This is a genomic window from Ruegeria sp. CF5, from assembly GCF_056537325.1.
Map to the genome: position 1 here is coordinate 336,868 of NZ_JBQFRI010000001.1, position 15,578 is coordinate 352,445.

At 58.7% G+C, this 15,578-nt stretch carries 11 protein-coding genes; 7 read left to right on the forward strand and 4 right to left on the reverse strand.

Annotation, left to right across the window (positions count from 1 at the left end):
* Positions 1-16 precede the first annotated feature (16 nt).
* Complete coding sequence (locus ACR0NW_RS01585) at positions 17-1,243, forward strand: MFS transporter (protein ID WP_170650293.1); 1,227 nt, start codon at positions 17-19, stop codon at positions 1,241-1,243.
* A 32-nt stretch (positions 1,244-1,275) separates the two neighbouring features.
* Here ACR0NW_RS01585 and ACR0NW_RS01590 read toward each other — a convergent pair whose 3' ends face one another.
* Together ACR0NW_RS01590 and ACR0NW_RS01595 are read right to left on the reverse strand one after the other, a co-directional pair.
* Positions 1,276-2,946, reverse strand: coding sequence for a flotillin family protein (locus ACR0NW_RS01590; protein WP_480449221.1), 1,671 nt, complete (start codon positions 2,944-2,946; stop codon positions 1,276-1,278).
* A gap of 33 nt (positions 2,947-2,979) precedes the next feature.
* Complete coding sequence (locus ACR0NW_RS01595) at positions 2,980-3,696, reverse strand: OB-fold-containig protein (protein ID WP_480449219.1); 717 nt, start codon at positions 3,694-3,696, stop codon at positions 2,980-2,982.
* A 257-nt stretch (positions 3,697-3,953) separates the two neighbouring features.
* Between ACR0NW_RS01595 and metG the strand changes: the two genes are divergently transcribed.
* The 3 genes from metG (at position 3,954) to ACR0NW_RS01610 (ending at position 10,288) form a co-directional block, all read left to right on the forward strand.
* Positions 3,954-5,672, forward strand: coding sequence for a methionine--tRNA ligase (gene metG / locus ACR0NW_RS01600; protein ID WP_480449217.1), 1,719 nt, complete (start codon positions 3,954-3,956; stop codon positions 5,670-5,672).
* Positions 5,673-5,965: 293 nt separating this feature from the next.
* Positions 5,966-7,144 carry an efflux RND transporter periplasmic adaptor subunit gene (locus tag ACR0NW_RS01605; protein ID WP_480449216.1) on the forward strand — a complete coding sequence of 393 codons (1,179 nt, stop codon included), beginning with the start codon at positions 5,966-5,968 and terminating at the stop codon, positions 7,142-7,144.
* 3 nt (positions 7,145-7,147) lie between these two features.
* The gene (locus tag ACR0NW_RS01610) at positions 7,148-10,288 is read left to right on the forward strand and encodes an efflux RND transporter permease subunit (protein ID WP_170650303.1); all 3,141 of its coding nucleotides are present in this window, start codon (positions 7,148-7,150) and stop codon (positions 10,286-10,288) included.
* A 195-nt stretch (positions 10,289-10,483) separates the two neighbouring features.
* Here the strand turns inward: ACR0NW_RS01610 and glpK are convergent, their stop codons facing one another.
* Positions 10,484-11,971, reverse strand: a complete 1,488-nt coding sequence (glpK, locus tag ACR0NW_RS01615) for a glycerol kinase GlpK (RefSeq protein WP_480449215.1) — start codon at positions 11,969-11,971, stop codon at positions 10,484-10,486.
* 143 nt (positions 11,972-12,114) lie between these two features.
* The gene (gene glpD, locus ACR0NW_RS01620; RefSeq protein WP_480791498.1) at positions 12,115-13,713 is read right to left on the reverse strand and encodes a glycerol-3-phosphate dehydrogenase; all 1,599 of its coding nucleotides are present in this window, start codon (positions 13,711-13,713) and stop codon (positions 12,115-12,117) included.
* A 193-nt stretch (positions 13,714-13,906) separates the two neighbouring features.
* Here glpD and ACR0NW_RS01625 point away from each other — a divergent pair, with 193 nt between their 5' ends.
* The 3 genes from ACR0NW_RS01625 (at position 13,907) to ACR0NW_RS01635 (ending at position 15,556) form a co-directional block, all read left to right on the forward strand.
* Positions 13,907-14,668: a DeoR/GlpR family DNA-binding transcription regulator gene (locus ACR0NW_RS01625; protein ID WP_480449213.1), complete on the forward strand. Its 762-nt coding sequence runs from the start codon at positions 13,907-13,909 to the stop codon at positions 14,666-14,668.
* A 138-nt stretch (positions 14,669-14,806) separates the two neighbouring features.
* Complete coding sequence (locus ACR0NW_RS01630; RefSeq protein ID WP_170650315.1) at positions 14,807-14,962, forward strand: DUF5993 family protein; 156 nt, start codon at positions 14,807-14,809, stop codon at positions 14,960-14,962.
* Positions 14,963-14,980: 18 nt separating this feature from the next.
* The gene (locus ACR0NW_RS01635) at positions 14,981-15,556 is read left to right on the forward strand and encodes a disulfide bond formation protein B (protein ID WP_480449212.1); all 576 of its coding nucleotides are present in this window, start codon (positions 14,981-14,983) and stop codon (positions 15,554-15,556) included.
* Positions 15,557-15,578: the final 22 nt, after the last annotated feature.

The following is a 15,578-nucleotide window of genomic DNA, read 5'->3' on the forward strand; positions in this document are numbered from 1 at the left end:
TCATGTTAGAACCGTTATGCGCACAATCATTTCATTTACCGCCCTGTTCCTTTCCGTTGTTCTGCTGCAGCTATCCACGGGCGGTGTCGGTCCATTGGATGCAATTTCCGGCCTGACGCTGGATTTCACCACTGAACAAATCGGCTTGCTGGGTTCGGCGCACTTTCTGGGTTTTTTCATCGGCTGCTGGTGGGCGCCGCGCCTGATGGGCACCGTTGGCCATTCGCGGGCCTTTGCCGTTTGCACCGCACTGGGGGCGATGGGGCTAATCGGGCACACGCTGACCGACAATCCATACATCTGGGCAGCACTCAGGATCGCCTCGGGTACCTGCGTTGCGGGCAGCTATACGGTGATCGAGGCGTGGCTAAACGCAAAGGTGACGAATGAAAACCGTGGCCGCGCAATGGGGACCTATCGCATCGTCGACATGGGGGCTTCGCTTGGCGCCCAGCTGATCATTGCGGTTCTGCCACCTGCATCCTACGTCTCGTATAACCTGCTGGCGATTCTGTGCTGCGCTTCGCTGTTGCCCCTGACCCTGACCCGCGCCAGCCAGCCCCAGACACCGGACGCCCCGCGGTTGCGACCTAAACTGGCCTGGCGCAGCTCGCCGCTGGCCGTTGCAGGCGTGATTGTGGCGGCACTAAGCTCAGCCTCATTCCGAATGGTCGGGCCTGTCTATGGACAGGAGGTTGGCCTGGGCGTGGATCAGATCGCGTTCTTCCTTGCGTCCTTTGTTCTGGGCGGGGCGTTGGCGCAGTATCCGATGGGGTGGCTGGCAGACAAGTATGACCGGCGCTGGGTTCTGATCTGGCTGTCGGCCGTAGCAGTCCTGAGCTGCGGGATCACGATGATAGCCAGCGGCACAGGCACGCTGGGGGTCATGCTGGCCGCCGGGTTCTTTGGGTTCACGACCTTCCCCATCTTCTCGGTTTCATCGGCGCACGCGAACGACTTTGCCACGACGGAACAGAGGGTCGAACTGTCGGCTGCACTCATGTTCTGGTACGCTCTGGGCGCGATTGCCTCGCCCTACATCTCATCGACATTGATTCAGGAATTCGGCCCCGGCGCCCTGTTCGCTTTCGTCGCGCTGGGCCATGTCTTCCTGATAATCTTTGGTCTGGCCCGGATGCGGTCACGCCCAACCCCGGAAGAGCGCACAAACTACGTCTATGCCCCGCGTACCTCGTTTACCATCGGACGGCTGCTGAAACGGTCCCGCGAAGGGCGACAATAAAAAAGGGCCGGGAGATTCCCGGCCCTCTTCTTTTAGTGGTCCGAGCGCGGCGTTTCTTCTGCCGATTCTGTTTCTTCTGAGACTTCCTTCGTCGGCTCCAGCGCGCCGTTCACAACGCCGCCGACACCGTTTTCCATGGACAGACCCAGCTCTTCACCCAGTTTCTTGAGCGCGGGCATCTGCACGGCCATACCCATGATCGAGTCCAGCGCCTGATTGACCACCGGCTTGTCGCCATTGGCAGCACCGCCACCATACGCACCACCGATGCCGCCTACCTGATGGATCTTGATCGAGTCGATCTTTTCCGCAGGCTTGACCATTTCCGAGATGATCGACGGCATGGTCTCGATCCGTGCCATATCGACCTTCATGCGGATCTGCTCGGCGGACAGAGCGTTGTCGGCCTCGACAATCGCGCGCTTACCTTCCGCTTCGGCCAGCATGTCGTTTTTCTTGGCCTCGGCGCGAATGTTCAGCGCGTCCGCTTCGGCCTGAGCTTCCTCGCGGCGGGCTTCGGCGCGGTCGGCGGCGGCCTCTTTCTCGGCCTGCGCGGCCAGACGGATCGCGGTGGCCTGACGCTCGGCCTCACGCGTGGCTTCGATCAGAACGATCTGTTTCTGGCGCTCGGCCTCGGCCACTTCACGGGCGGTTGCCACGGCTTCGGTCGCCTTGGTGGCCTCGGCCCTTGCCAGATCGGCGGACGCACGCGCGCGGCTTTCCTCTTCGGATTTCTGCGCGATGATGATCTGGCGTTCTTGCTCGGCCACTTCCAGCTCACGCTCTTTCGAAATCTCGGCCTCGCGGATTTTGCGCTCGCGCTCAATGTCGGCGGCACGAATGGCTTCCTCACGCGCGATGCGGGCACGTTCGGTTTCACGCACCGAGTCTTCTGTCCGTGCGGCAATCTCGGCCTCTTGCGCCACGCGCAGGGTTTCGACTTGCTGTGCCTGTTCGATACGGGCCTGTTCTTCGTCCTTTTCGATCAACAGCTTCTGACGTTGCGCTTCCATCGCCGCGCGGCGTACTTCAACCTCGGCATCCGCATCGATCTGCGCACGCTCTTTTTTTGAGGTCGCAATCACCTCGGCCAGCTTACGCATACCTACAGCGTTAAATGCGTTGTTCTCGTCCAATGCCTCAAACGGCGTCTGGTCCAGCGCGGTCAAAGAGACGGATTCCAGAGACAGACCGTTTTTCAGCAGGTCCTCCGACACAGCATTCTGCACCTCTTGCACAAAGTCGGCGCGGTTCTCGTGTAGGCCGTCCATGGTCATCTGAGCGGCCACGGCGCGCAGACCGTCGATCAGCTTGCCTTCGATCATCTCGCGCAGCTGCTCGACGTCAAAGGTACGGCCACCCAAGGTCTGGGCTGCGCGCGAGATCCCCTCCTCGGTCGCCATGACCGAGACGTAGAACTCGACGCCTACATCAACACGCATCCGGTCCTTGGTGATCAGCGCGGCCTCGCCACTGCGCTGCACCTCCAGGCGCAGGGTCTTCATGTTGACCGGGCTGACCTCATGCAGCAGCGGTACGATGATGACACCGCCATCCATGATGACTTTTTTGCCGCCGGCGCCGGTTTTCACAAGGCTGACCTCGCGGGTTGCGCGTCGGTAAAGTCGGCCAAGCACAAGGCCGATGAACAAAACGACTGCTAAAATGGTCACAACTGTGACGGCCAGGAATGTAAGTTCCATGCATAATCCTCCGTGATGGGGTTTGAAATTTGATTAGTTTGACAAGCCGACCAGAACGAACCGGTCACGCCGTCGGTCGCGCAGCACCAGCACGTCGGTGCCCTGTTTCAGCGCGTCCTTGTCCTGCAGCGGTTCAGCGCGCAGGTAGTGAGCGTTGCCATAGCGATCCATGACCCGAACCTCGGCCGGGCGCCCACGCGTTGCGGTGCCTTGGGTGACCACGCCACGACGGCGGGCCAGCATCCGTTCGGACATTGCCTCGGTTTCTGTCTTGGGCAGCAGGCGGGCAAACACACCGCCAAAGCCACGCGCGAACCACAGGGCAAATGCACCTGCCGGGATTGCGGCCATCCAGCTTGGCAGATCAAAGCCCAGCAAATCGCGCAGCGCCAGTTGCAGACCCATACCGCTTAGGCCGAACCCGGCCAGCAGAACGGCCAGCCAGATCATGAAAGGCATCTTGCCGATCCCAAGCCAGCCCAACGGGCCCGCCGGGGCAGCACCGGGTGCGTCTGCTTCGACTTCGGCCAACTCAAAGTCGCCAAGATCGACATCGGCGTCGATATCCAGATCGAAGTCAGCAACCTCAAGATCGGGGGCATCGACCATGTCCAGATCGACCTCGCCCTCACCCGCCATCAAGCTTCCGCCCAACACCAGTGCGACCAGTTCCAGCGCCAGAAGGCCGAACAGCAACGCAAGCGCCAGTGTAAAGGGCGCAAATGCGCCCTCGAGCAGAAAGTTGAACATTAGCAGGTTGTCCCCGTTTTTGTATACTTTGGTATACACTGAAGATGGGTAGCCATAACAAGCTTTTCAAGAGGTTGTGATTCTGAATTTCAACCTATGGGTATTGTGGCGACCAGCAGAGATACAACATCCAATCCCCCGCACCGCACTTTTTCTGTGTATTTGTTGCTTTAAACAGCATCCGCGCCAAACCCGGCCTTTTGCTGGCCGGTCACATAATGTAGACGGGCGCGCAGACAGTTACGCGGATACGGAACATGGCTCGAATTCTCATTACCTCGGCGATCCCTTACATCAACGGGATCAAGCACCTCGGCAACCTGATCGGCTCGCAATTGCCTGCCGACCTGTACGCACGTTTTCAACGTGGCCGGGGGAACGAGGTCATGTTCCTTTGCGCCACTGACGAACATGGCACTCCGGCAGAACTGGCGGCCGCCAAAGCGGGAAAACCCGTGGCCGAGTATTGCGCCGAAATGTATGGTGTTCAGGCCGATATCGCCAAACGATTTGGCCTTAGCTTCGATCACTTTGGGCGCTCGTCCAGCGAGCAGAACAAAAAACTGACCCAGCATTTCGCAGGTAAGCTGGACGACGCTGGGCTGATCCGTGAAGTCACCGAAAAGCAGGTCTATTCCAACGCTGATGGCCGCTTCCTGCCCGACCGTTATATCGAAGGCACCTGCCCCAATTGCGGGTATGATCGTGCGCGGGGTGACCAATGTGAGAACTGCACTAAGCAGTTGGACCCGACCGACCTGATCGAGCCGCGCAGCGCGATCAGTGGTTCAACCGACCTTGAAGTGCGTGAGACCAAGCACCTGTATCTGCGCCAGTCAGCAATGAAGGATCAGTTAGATGCATGGATCGACAGCAAGAAAGACTGGCCGATCCTGACCACCTCGATTGCCAAGAAGTGGCTGCACGACGGCGACGGTCTGCAGGACCGTGGCATCACCCGTGATCTGGACTGGGGTGTGCCGGTCAAGAAGGGCGATCAGGACTGGCCGGGTATGGAAGGTAAGGTCTTTTATGTCTGGTTCGATGCACCCATCGAATACATCGCCTGCGCCAAGGAATGGGCCGACGCTAACGGCAAGACTGACGCCGATTGGGAACGCTGGTGGCGGACCGACAAGGGCGCCGATGACGTGCGCTATGTGCAGTTCATGGGCAAGGACAACGTCCCCTTCCACACGCTCAGCTTCCCGGCCACCATTCTGGGCTCGGGCGAGCCGTGGAAGATGGTCGATCACCTCAAGTCGTTCAACTACCTGAACTATGACGGCGGCCAGTTTTCGACCAGCCAGGGCCGTGGCGTGTTCATGGATCAGGCGCTGGAGATACTGCCCGCCGACTATTGGCGCTGGTGGCTGCTGAGCCACGCGCCCGAAAGCAGCGACAGTGAGTTCACGTGGGAAAACTTCCAGCAATCGGTGAACAAGGATCTGGCGGATGTTCTGGGCAATTTCGTCAGCCGCATCACCAAGTTCTGCCGCTCGAAATTCGGCGAAGCCGTACCCGAGGGTGGCACCTACGGTGTCCGCGAACAGGCGCTGATCAAAGAACTGACCAATCGCGTCCGCGCCTATGAAGGGCATATGGGGGCGATGGAGGTTCGCAAGTCCGCGCAGGAGCTGCGTGCAATCTGGGTCGCAGGCAACGAATACCTGCAGGCTGCTGCCCCGTGGTCAACCTTCAAGGAAGACCCCGAACAGGCTGCTGCGCAGGTGCGTCTGGGCCTGAACCTGATCCGCCTCTATGCCGTGCTCAGCGCGCCGTTCATCCCGGAATCTTCGGCCCGGATGCTGAGCGCGATGAACACTCTCGACACAAGCTGGCCGGATGACGTCGCGGGCGCGCTGAGTGCCCTGTCCGCCGGGCATGAGTTCACGGTTCCCGAGGTTCTGTTCGCCAAGATCGCCGATGAACAGCGTGAAGACTGGCAAGGGCGATTTGCTGGAACGCGGGACTAGATTTCGATTTACCCAAGACGATCTGAAAAGGGGGCCATGTCGGCTCCCTTTTTATTTCAGGGGTATGTTCTTTTGCGTCAGGTAATCATGCGATACGCCACGTGCCGTGCGGATGTAGGCATAAGTACGCCAACTTTCAGCGAAAATCTCTAATCCACAACACCTGGATCCGCACCAACACGCTTGAGATATTGCCGCAAAACAGCCATCCTGCATCGGAGTTCCGTCGACTCGGCTAATCCCAACGGCCCTGTCAGACCAAAAAAACGTGCATATTGAACGAGGCTTTTGCCATGTCCCTTGCTTTGAAGATTTCAGATTCCCGTCGCAACGGTGGGATTGCATCAGTCTGCCGTCATGCAGCTGTTCTGGCCTGCTTGGGAATTGCCCTTCCCGCATTGGCTCAGGAACAGGGCGACGCGCCCGCTCCGAAGGTTTCAATAGCAGCTGCCTATTCCGAGGAAATCGTGGACGAGGCGGTGTTCATCGGGCGTGCCGAAGCCATCGACAAGGTGGACATTGTGGCGCGGGTCAGCGGTTTTCTGGAAAGCCAGAATGTCGAAGATGGTGCGCCCGTTCAGGAAGGTGATCTGCTGTTTACAATCGAACCAGATCTTTACGAAGCAACGCTTGAAGCGCGCAAAGCGGATCTGGACCGCGCCGAAGCCAATCTGGAACTGGCCAAAGTCGATCTGGCCCGAAAGGAAGAACTGTTCAGGCGCGACGCCACCCCGGAATCCGAACGCGATATCGCCAGGGCCAACGAACTTGTCGCCGAGGCTGAGGTCAAAGCCGCCCATGCGGCAATTCAGCAGGCTGAACTGGACCTGAGCTATACCCAGATCATGGCCCCCTTCTCGGGCCGCATCGGGCGGGTCGCCACAAGTGTCGGCGACGTCGTCGGCCCCAATAACCCACCGCTGGTTACGCTGGTGCGCGAAGCGCCGATCTATGTGAACTTCTCACTCAACGAAAAGCAGTTCATCTCGGTGCTGGAAACTGTTGGCGAAAATCCCACCACCCTGGTCGAAAGCGACAAAAGCCCTGTGGTGAAGGTCATCTTGCCAAACGGGTCTGAATTGCCGGAAACCGGCGAGATCATTTTCGTCGACAACCGCATCGACCCGCTGACCGGCGCGATTACTGTCCGGGCCGAGTTCGAAAACCAGGGCCGCCTGATCGTGGATGGCGCCTTTCTGAGTGTTCATATCGAAGCACTGGAGCCGACCCTGCAGGTTCTGGTCCCACAGGCAGCCCTGCAGCGCGACCAGCGAGGAGAATTTGTTCTGGTCGTCAATGACAAGCAAATGGTTGAACAGCGCTACATCACGACCGGCGACGTTGTCGGTACGGCGATCATCGTTCTGGACGGGTTGCGCGAAGGGGAAAGCGTGATCGTCGAGGGCCTGCAACGTGTTCGCCCCGGCGTCGCCGTTGACGCCGTTGTGGCCGCCGAGCAGCCGGGAGAATAACTGATGTTCTCAGCCCTGTTCATCAGCCGGCCCAAGCTGGCTCTGGTCATTTCACTGGTTCTTACGATCATGGGGGCCATCGGATATCTGGTTTTGCCGGTCGCGCAATTCCCGGACATCACCCCGCCCGTTGTCAGCGTGACGACCACTTATACCGGCGCGAACGCCGAAACCGTGGAAAACACCGTTGCCGCCCCGATCGAAGCTCAGGTCAACGGCGTCGACGACATGATCTATATGACGTCGACCTCGGCCGATAACGGCTCCTACTCGCTGAACGTCACGTTCGAGGTCGGCACGGACCCCGACATTGCGTCCGTGAACGTGCAGAACAGGGTGGCGCAGGCCATGTCGTCGCTGCCAACCGAGGTGACATCTTCGGGCGTGGTGACTCAGAAGGCGTCGACGAACATGCTGCTTCTGGTGACCTTGACGTCACCGAACAACACCTATGACAGCGTATTCCTGTCGAACTATGCCTCCATCAACCTCAAGGATGCGCTGGCGCGGGTTCAGGGCGTCGGCAAGGCAGATGTTCTGACCAATCTGGAATATGCCATGCGTATCTGGATGGACCCGGACAAGATGGCTGCGCTGTCAATTTCGCCCGGCGATGTGATCAATGCGATCCGGGAACAGAATATCGAAGTTTCCGCCGGTTCGATCGGCTCACCACCCGTTCCCGAAGGGCAGACCTTTCAATACACGATCAAGACTAAGGGTCGCCTGACCTCGGCTGATGAATTCGGCGATATTGTCATCCGGACCGGTGATGCTGGCGCCATCGTACGGGTCAAGGATATCGCGCGCGTTGAGCTTGGTGCCCAATTCTATTCCGCCTCAGGCTATTTCCAAAGTGTCCCGGCGACGGTTCTTGGCATCTATCAGGCCCCTGGCGCCAACGCTCTGGCGGTGTCTGAACGTGTTCAGGCAGAGCTGGAGCGTCTGTCCCGATCCTTCCCGACAGATGTCGAATATGCCGTGCCATTCAACACCACGGATTTTGTCGAACAATCGCTGAACGATGTGGTCTCGACACTTATCCTGACATTTATTCTGGTTATCTCGGTCGTATTCGTTTTCCTTGGCAGTTGGCGTGCAACAATCATTCCGGCGGTGGCGATCCCGGTATCGTTGATCGGCACATTCGCGTTCCTTCTGCTGTTTGGTATGTCGCTCAACACGATCTCGCTGTTTGCGCTGGTGCTGGCCATCGGGATCGTGGTGGACGACGCCATCGTTGTGGTGGAAAACGTCGAGCGGATCATCGCGGATGAGGGGTTGTCCCCCGCCGAGGCCACTCGCAAAGCAATGGGTCAGATCACCGGACCGGTTATCGCAACAACGCTGGTTCTGCTGGCCGTGTTTGTCCCTGTAACGTTCATGCCCGGTATCTCGGGACGTCTGTATTCGCAATTTGCCGTCACGATCTCGACCGCTGTCGTGATTTCCTCGATCAACGCCCTGACACTCTCTCCGGCATTGTGTGGCCTGGTTCTGAAGGCACGCTCTGGCCCGCCCAAGGGCGTACTGGCGCTGTTTGAAAGGTTCATCGGCGGCGTACGAAACGGCTATGTCGCAATCGTTCGCAAGTTGCTGATCATTCCGGTCGTTTCGCTGGGGATCATTGCGGCCATCGCTATGGGCGCAGGTACCATCATGTCCAACACGTCCAGCGGTTTCCTTCCGCTTGAGGATAACGGCTATCTGTTCGTTGATGTCCAGTTACCGGATGCCGCGACGCTGGAGCGGACCGAGACGGTGACAAAGCGTGTGGACGACCAGATCCGCGAGATTCCGGGGGTTGCGAACACGGTTCTGGTCAACGGCTTCTCCCTGCTCAACGGCACAACAACGAACGGCGCGGCCATTTTCGTCAATCTCGACAACTGGGACGAGCGGCGCGAGGACGACCTGAGCGCAGATGCCATCCTGCAAAAGGTACTGGCCATCGCATTCGGAGAGTCGGCGGCCTCAATCGTTGCCTTCAACCCACCGCCCATCCAGGGTCTGGGTATGTCGGCAGGTGTCGAAATGGAGGTTCAGCAAACCGGTGGCGGATCGCCTCAGGATCTGGCCTCGGCGGTTGGGTCCTTTGTCTATGCAGCCAATCAGCGGCCTGAAATCGGTCAGGCGTATACGACGTTCCGCGCAAACGTGCCGCAATTGTTCGTCGATCTGGACCGGGAAAAAGCCAAGACGCTGCAAGTATCGGTGGCCGAGGTCTTTCAAACCATGCAGGCGCAGCTGGGATCGTATTATGTCAACGATTTCAACCTGTTTGGCCGCGTCTACCGGGTAATGATCCAGGCCGAGGGATCGTACCGTGACAAGGTCGAGGATATCTCGAACCTGTACGTCCGCTCGACCAAGGGCGAAATGGTTCCGCTGGGTACGCTGATCGATATCGAAAACGTGCTGGGGCCGGTTCTGCTTAAACGGCACAACCTGTTCCGGTCGGCTACGGTGACGGCCGTGCCCGCCGAAGGGATGTCGACCGGTGACGCGATCAACGTCATGACCGAGGAATCATCCACCGCCCTGCCCCCGGGCTATGCGTTCGAATGGACGGGTACGGCGCAGCAGCAGCTGGCCTCGGGCGGTCTGGTGATCGTGATCCTCGGGTTGGCCATCCTGTTCGGCTATCTGTTCCTTGTGGGGCAATATGAAAGCTGGACCCTGCCGGTTTCCATCCTGCTATCGGTGATCGTTGCCCTGTTCGGGGCCGTGGCTGCCGTGGCTATCGTTGGAAGCGATATCAACCTGTATACGCAGATCGGGATGATCATGCTGGTGGGGCTTGCCTCGAAGAACGGCATTCTGATCGTCGAATTCGCAATGGAGCAGCGCGCCAATGGCCTGTCGGTTCGCGACGCCGCTGCCGAGGCTGCGTATCAGCGTTTCCGGGCTGTGATGATGACCGCACTGTCGTTCCTTTTAGGGGTTGTCCCACTGTTGGCCGCCAGCGGTGCGGGGGCTGCCAGTCAAAAGGCCATTGGTGTCGCCGTCTTTGGCGGGATGCTTGCTGCTACGGTGGTCGGCGTGGTGCTGGTTCCGGTTCTTTATGCGGTCATGCAGGGGCTGCGGGAATGGATCAAGGGGACCAACCGAAAGGGCCCGGAACCCACCGAAGACGCTGCCTGATTTCGCCGAAAAAAAACTAAACGCCCCGCAAACACTGCGGGGCGTTTTTTATGTCGCCGTGATGGTGATCAGGTTAGTTTTCAGATGTGCCGATGCCTGTCGGCCAATTTGCCAAACCTTCCGGTTTGTACGCATTCAAACCGCCCTTTTGTCCGATTTGTACATTTCTGATCGTGGGCCCACAGCCCCGAAACCTTAGACGCGAGTGGTGGCGTCCACGGCACTTTTCCAGCGGTCATACTTTTCCATGCGCGTCGCCTCCTCCATGGCCGGATCGAACCGGCGGTCGAGAGACCACTGAGCCTGAAACTCTTGCATTTCCGGATAGACCCCAGCCTTCATTCCAGCCAGCCAGGCCGCGCCGAGTGCGGTCGTTTCGAGAACCTTGGGTCGATCAACCGGGGCGCCCAGAATGTCCGACAGGAATTGCATCGCCCAGTCTGACGCGCTCATCCCGCCGTCGACACGCAGGACCGGTCCGGCGTCACCGGAAACCCAATCCGCGCGCATTGCTTCCAGCAGATCGCGGGTCTGATAACCGACGCTTTCCAGTGCCGCGCGGGCAAATTCGGCAGGGCCCGAGTTGCGGGTCAGGCCATAGACCGCGCCCCGGCATTCCGCATTCCAATACGGTGCGCCCAATCCGACAAATGCCGGAACAAGAACCACGTCCTGCGTTGGATCAGCTTGTTCGGCGAGCGCCTGTGTCTGAGGCGCGGACTGGATGATTTTAAGCCCGTCGCGCAGCCATTGAACCACGGCACCGGCGACAAAGATCGACCCTTCCAGCGCATAGGTCGGTTTGCCATCCAGCTGATAGGCAATGGTGGTTAGCAGCTTGTTCTGCGACTGCACCGGGGCATCACCCGTATTGAGCAACGCAAAGCAGCCCGTACCGTAGGTTGATTTCATCATCCCAGGCGCAAAACACGCCTGCCCGACTGTGGCGGCCTGCTGATCACCTGCGACGCCGAGGATGGGGATTTCACCACCGAACAATTCCGGAATGCTTGCGCCAAAATCTGCGGCGCAATCCCGAACCTCTGGCAGCATAGCAAGAGGAATGTCGAGCATGTCGCAGATCGTGCTGCTCCACCTGCCGTTACGGATGTCATAGAGGAGTGTTCTCGCCGCATTGGTTGCATCGGTGGCGTGAACTTTGCCGCCCGTCAGTTTCCAGGTCAGGAAACTGTCGACGGTGCCGAACAGCAAATCCCCTGCGTTGGCCTGTTCCCTTGCACCTTCCACGTTGTTCAATATCCACGCCAGTTTGGTGCCGGAAAAATAGGGATCAAGCAGCAGGCCGGTCCGGTTCTTCACCATCTCTTCATGCCCCGCATCGCGCAGCGCGCGGCACATGTCGGATGTTCTGCGGTCTTGCCAGACGATTGCGTTGTGAATGGGCTGACCGGTATGCCGGTTCCATACCAGCGTTGTTTCGCGCTGGTTCGTGATGCCGATGGCGGCAATCTGTGCCGCGGACAACCCGGCCTGTTCGATGGCCGAACGACAGGTCGCAACGGTCGTGGACCAAAGATCGGCCGGATTATGTTCGACCCAGCCGGAGGCCGGGAAATGCTGCCCAAATTCTTCCTGCGCGACAGCGGCGATGTTCATGGCGGCATCAAAAACGATTGCGCGCGTTGAAGTGGTTCCCTGATCAATCGCTAGAACGTGCGTCATCCCTGCCCCTCATTTCCAGATAAACCCCGTGTATCATAAAGAAAATCCCGAGGCCGCCTAGCCCCTGGAATGGTGTTTCATCCCGGTCCGACAGAGACGTTTCGCACAAAATGGCGCATCATGGCCATGCCAGTCCGACCGAACTATTCCGCCGCAGCCGAAGCGCCTTTGTTACGGTACCCGGCCATCCAATCGTCAAGCGCCGCAATCTGGTGCTGATCCATGCGCAGGCCCAGCTTGTTGCGCCGCCAGACCACATCCGCAGCAGTCCGCGCGTATTCGTGGTTCATCAGCCAGATGACCTCTTGTTCGGTCAGGGTTGCGCCAAAATCACCACCCAGATCTGTCTGGTTTTTGGCACTGCCCAGAACATCCCACGCCTCGGTCCCATAGGCCCGTACCAGCCTGTGCGCCCACGGCCGGGTCAGAAAGGGGAAATCCGTCTGCAGACACTCGACCACGTCGGCAACACCATTCACCGGAAAATCACCACCTGGCAGCGGCACGCCTGCGGTCCATGGTCCGGGCAGATCGGGAAAGTGTTCCGCGATCTTTTCAAGCGCGCTTTCGGCAAGACGGCGATAGGTTGTGATCTTGCCGCCAAAGACGTTCAGAACCGGAGCCCCGCCTGCTGCATCAACCTTGAGCGTATAGTCACGGGTCGCTGCCGTCGCGCTGCTGGCACCATCGTCATAAAGCGGGCGGACACCGGAATAAGTCCAAACCACATCGTCGCGCGATATCGTGCGTTCGAAATACTTCGACGCGAAGGCGCACAGATAATCCTGCTCAGCCTCGGTACAAACCGGTGGTTCGGACAGGTCGGTGTGATCGTGATCGGTGGTTCCGATCAGGGTAAAATCCTGTTCGTAAGGAATGGCAAAAATGATGCGCCCGTCCTCACCCTGAAAGAAGTAGCATTTGTCGTGATCATAGAGCTTTCGGGTCACGATATGGCTGCCGCGAACCAAACGCACGCCATGGGTCGAGTCGATGCGGATTTTCGACTGGATGATGTCGCCAACCCAAGGGCCGCCGGCGTTGATCAGCATCCGGGCCTGCACCACGCGGGTTGTACCGCTGGCGAGATCGCGGATCGTGATATTCCACAGATCACCTGCCCTTTCGGCCGATTCAACTTTGGTGCGTACCAGAATCTGGGCGCCTCGGGTTTCGGCATCGCGGGCATTTAGGACGACCAGCCGCGAATCCTCGATCCAGCAATCTGAATATTCATATGCCGTGGTGAACTTCTGTTGCAGTGGCCGCCCTTCGGGGACCGTGGCCAGATCGACTGAGCGTGTGCCCGGCAGGATCTCGCGCCCGCCAAGGTGGTCGTAAAGGAACAGACCAAGGCGGATCAGCCATGCCGGGCGGCGACCATGCATCCAAGGCATCACGCGCCGCAACAGGCGCGAGGTCGGCGTTTCGGCGTCAAAGCGCATATCGGTGTGGTATGGCAGCACAAAGCGCATGGGCCAGCTGATATGAGGCATGGCGCGCAACAGCGTTTCCCGTTCGATCAGCGCCTCGCGCACCAGCCGGAATTCGAAATACTCAAGATACCTCAGACCACCGTGAAACAGCTTGGTCGAGGCCGAGGATGTGGCCGAGGCAAGATCGTTCATCTCGGCCAGCATGACCGACAGGCCACGCCCGGCGGCATCACGGGCAATGCCGCATCCGTTTATCCCGCCACCGATGACAAAAAGATCGAAAATCTGGCTGTCGTTTTTACTCACGGCCAACCGACTCCTCTCGTTGAACGCCACGCGCATGTTTATGCGAGCAGCATTCGGATGATCAATCTATTTTTTCGTTTATGTTCGTTTGAGCAAGAAGTAGCTTTGATAGTGACCCGTACAGCCCAAAAAAGTTGCAGATACAACGAAAAAGAACGAAAACGACCAGAACCGCGAATCGCAGGAGCCTGAAATGTCCCTTTCCTTTCGGCAATCCGACATACTTGAGATCGCCAAACAGGAAGGCCGCGTTACCGTGGACGGCCTGGCGGACCGGTTCGGGGTCACGGTTCAGACCATTCGACGGGACCTGACCGAGCTTTCGGATGCGGGCAAGCTGGACCGGGTTCATGGCGGTGCGGTTCTGCGGTCGGGCGTTTCGAACATCGGATACGAGGACCGTCGCGACCTGAACGAAGAGGCCAAGGCCCGTATCGCCGCCAAATGCGCGGCCGACATTCCAGATGGCGCGTCGCTGTTCCTCAATATCGGCACATCGACCGAAGCCGTCGCCCGCGAGCTGTTGGGCCACAAAAACCTGATGGTCGTGACCAACAACATGAACGTTGCCAATATTCTGGTGGCCAACCCCGATTGTGAAATCGTCGTGGCGGGCGGAGTTTTGCGCCGCTCGGATGGTGGTCTGATCGGGAACCTGACGGAAACAACCATCAAACAGTTCAAGTTCGACTATGCTGTCATCGGTTGTTCGGCATTGGATCAGGATGGCGACCTGTTGGATTTCGACTTTCAGGAAGTACATGTGAGCCAGACGATCATCGGACAGGCACGGCAAACTTGTCTGGTCGCCGATCAGTCCAAATTTCAACGCACGGCCCCGGCGCGTATCGCGTCGCTTTCCCGGATCGACCGTTTCTATACCGATCACCCGCTTTCGCCCGATCTGACGCGGCAGTGTCAGGACTGGGACACGCAGGTTGTTGTGTGCCGGTAATCTGGCATGACCCCCGTTCAGACCACGGAAATTTCTCATAAAACGAGAGCGGAAAATCCTGCCGCTTGCCAGATGCGAGTTGGGGTGACACTATCCGGTTAATTTGAAAGTCGTCGCACGGGAGGGGAGGACCGGGCAATGATTGCGCTTTTGTTTGCGATGTTTACGGCCACGATGGGCTTGAATTACTTTGGAAAAAGAACCGCCGGGGACGTGCTGTTCTTTGTGACGCTGTTGCTGAGCGCCTATTGGCTGAAGTTCCACGCAACGACCCAATTGTCGATACAACTTTAGGATGCGGAGCCGATGCGCATGACCATTACGCCTGAATTGTCCCGCACCCTGAACGCGCTTGCCACCTTTGCCGTTGGTGTCGTGTTGCTGCTTGCGTTCTTCTATCAGCTGAAGCTCTATGAGCTGCCCTGCCCTTTATGCCTGCTGCAGCGGGTTGGCTTTGTCGCGGTGGGCGTTGGACTGGGGCTGAACCTGCTTTATGGCCCGCACCCGCGCCACTATGCGATGATGCTGATCGCCGCGCTGTTCGGCGGCGGCGTAGCGGTGCGGCAGATACTGCTGCACATCGTCCCCGGAACCGGACACTATGGTTCGCCCGTACTTGGGCTGCATTATTACACCTGGGCCGCGATCTGCTTTTTCCTGATCATTCTCGGAACTGCGGTCATGCTGATGTTCGACAGCCAGTTCAGAACATCCCAAGAAACCAAGGCCCAGCCACGGTTTGGCGGCAGCAAGCTGGCAATGGCGGCCTTTTTCTTCATGTTGGGGCTGGCGGTGCTGAATGCGGTGGCCACTCTGGTCGAATGCGGCCCGGGGATCTGTGATGACCCACCAACAAGCTACAAACTGATTGACGAGGCCGAAGGTTAAGCCCGATGATGTAAGGGATACA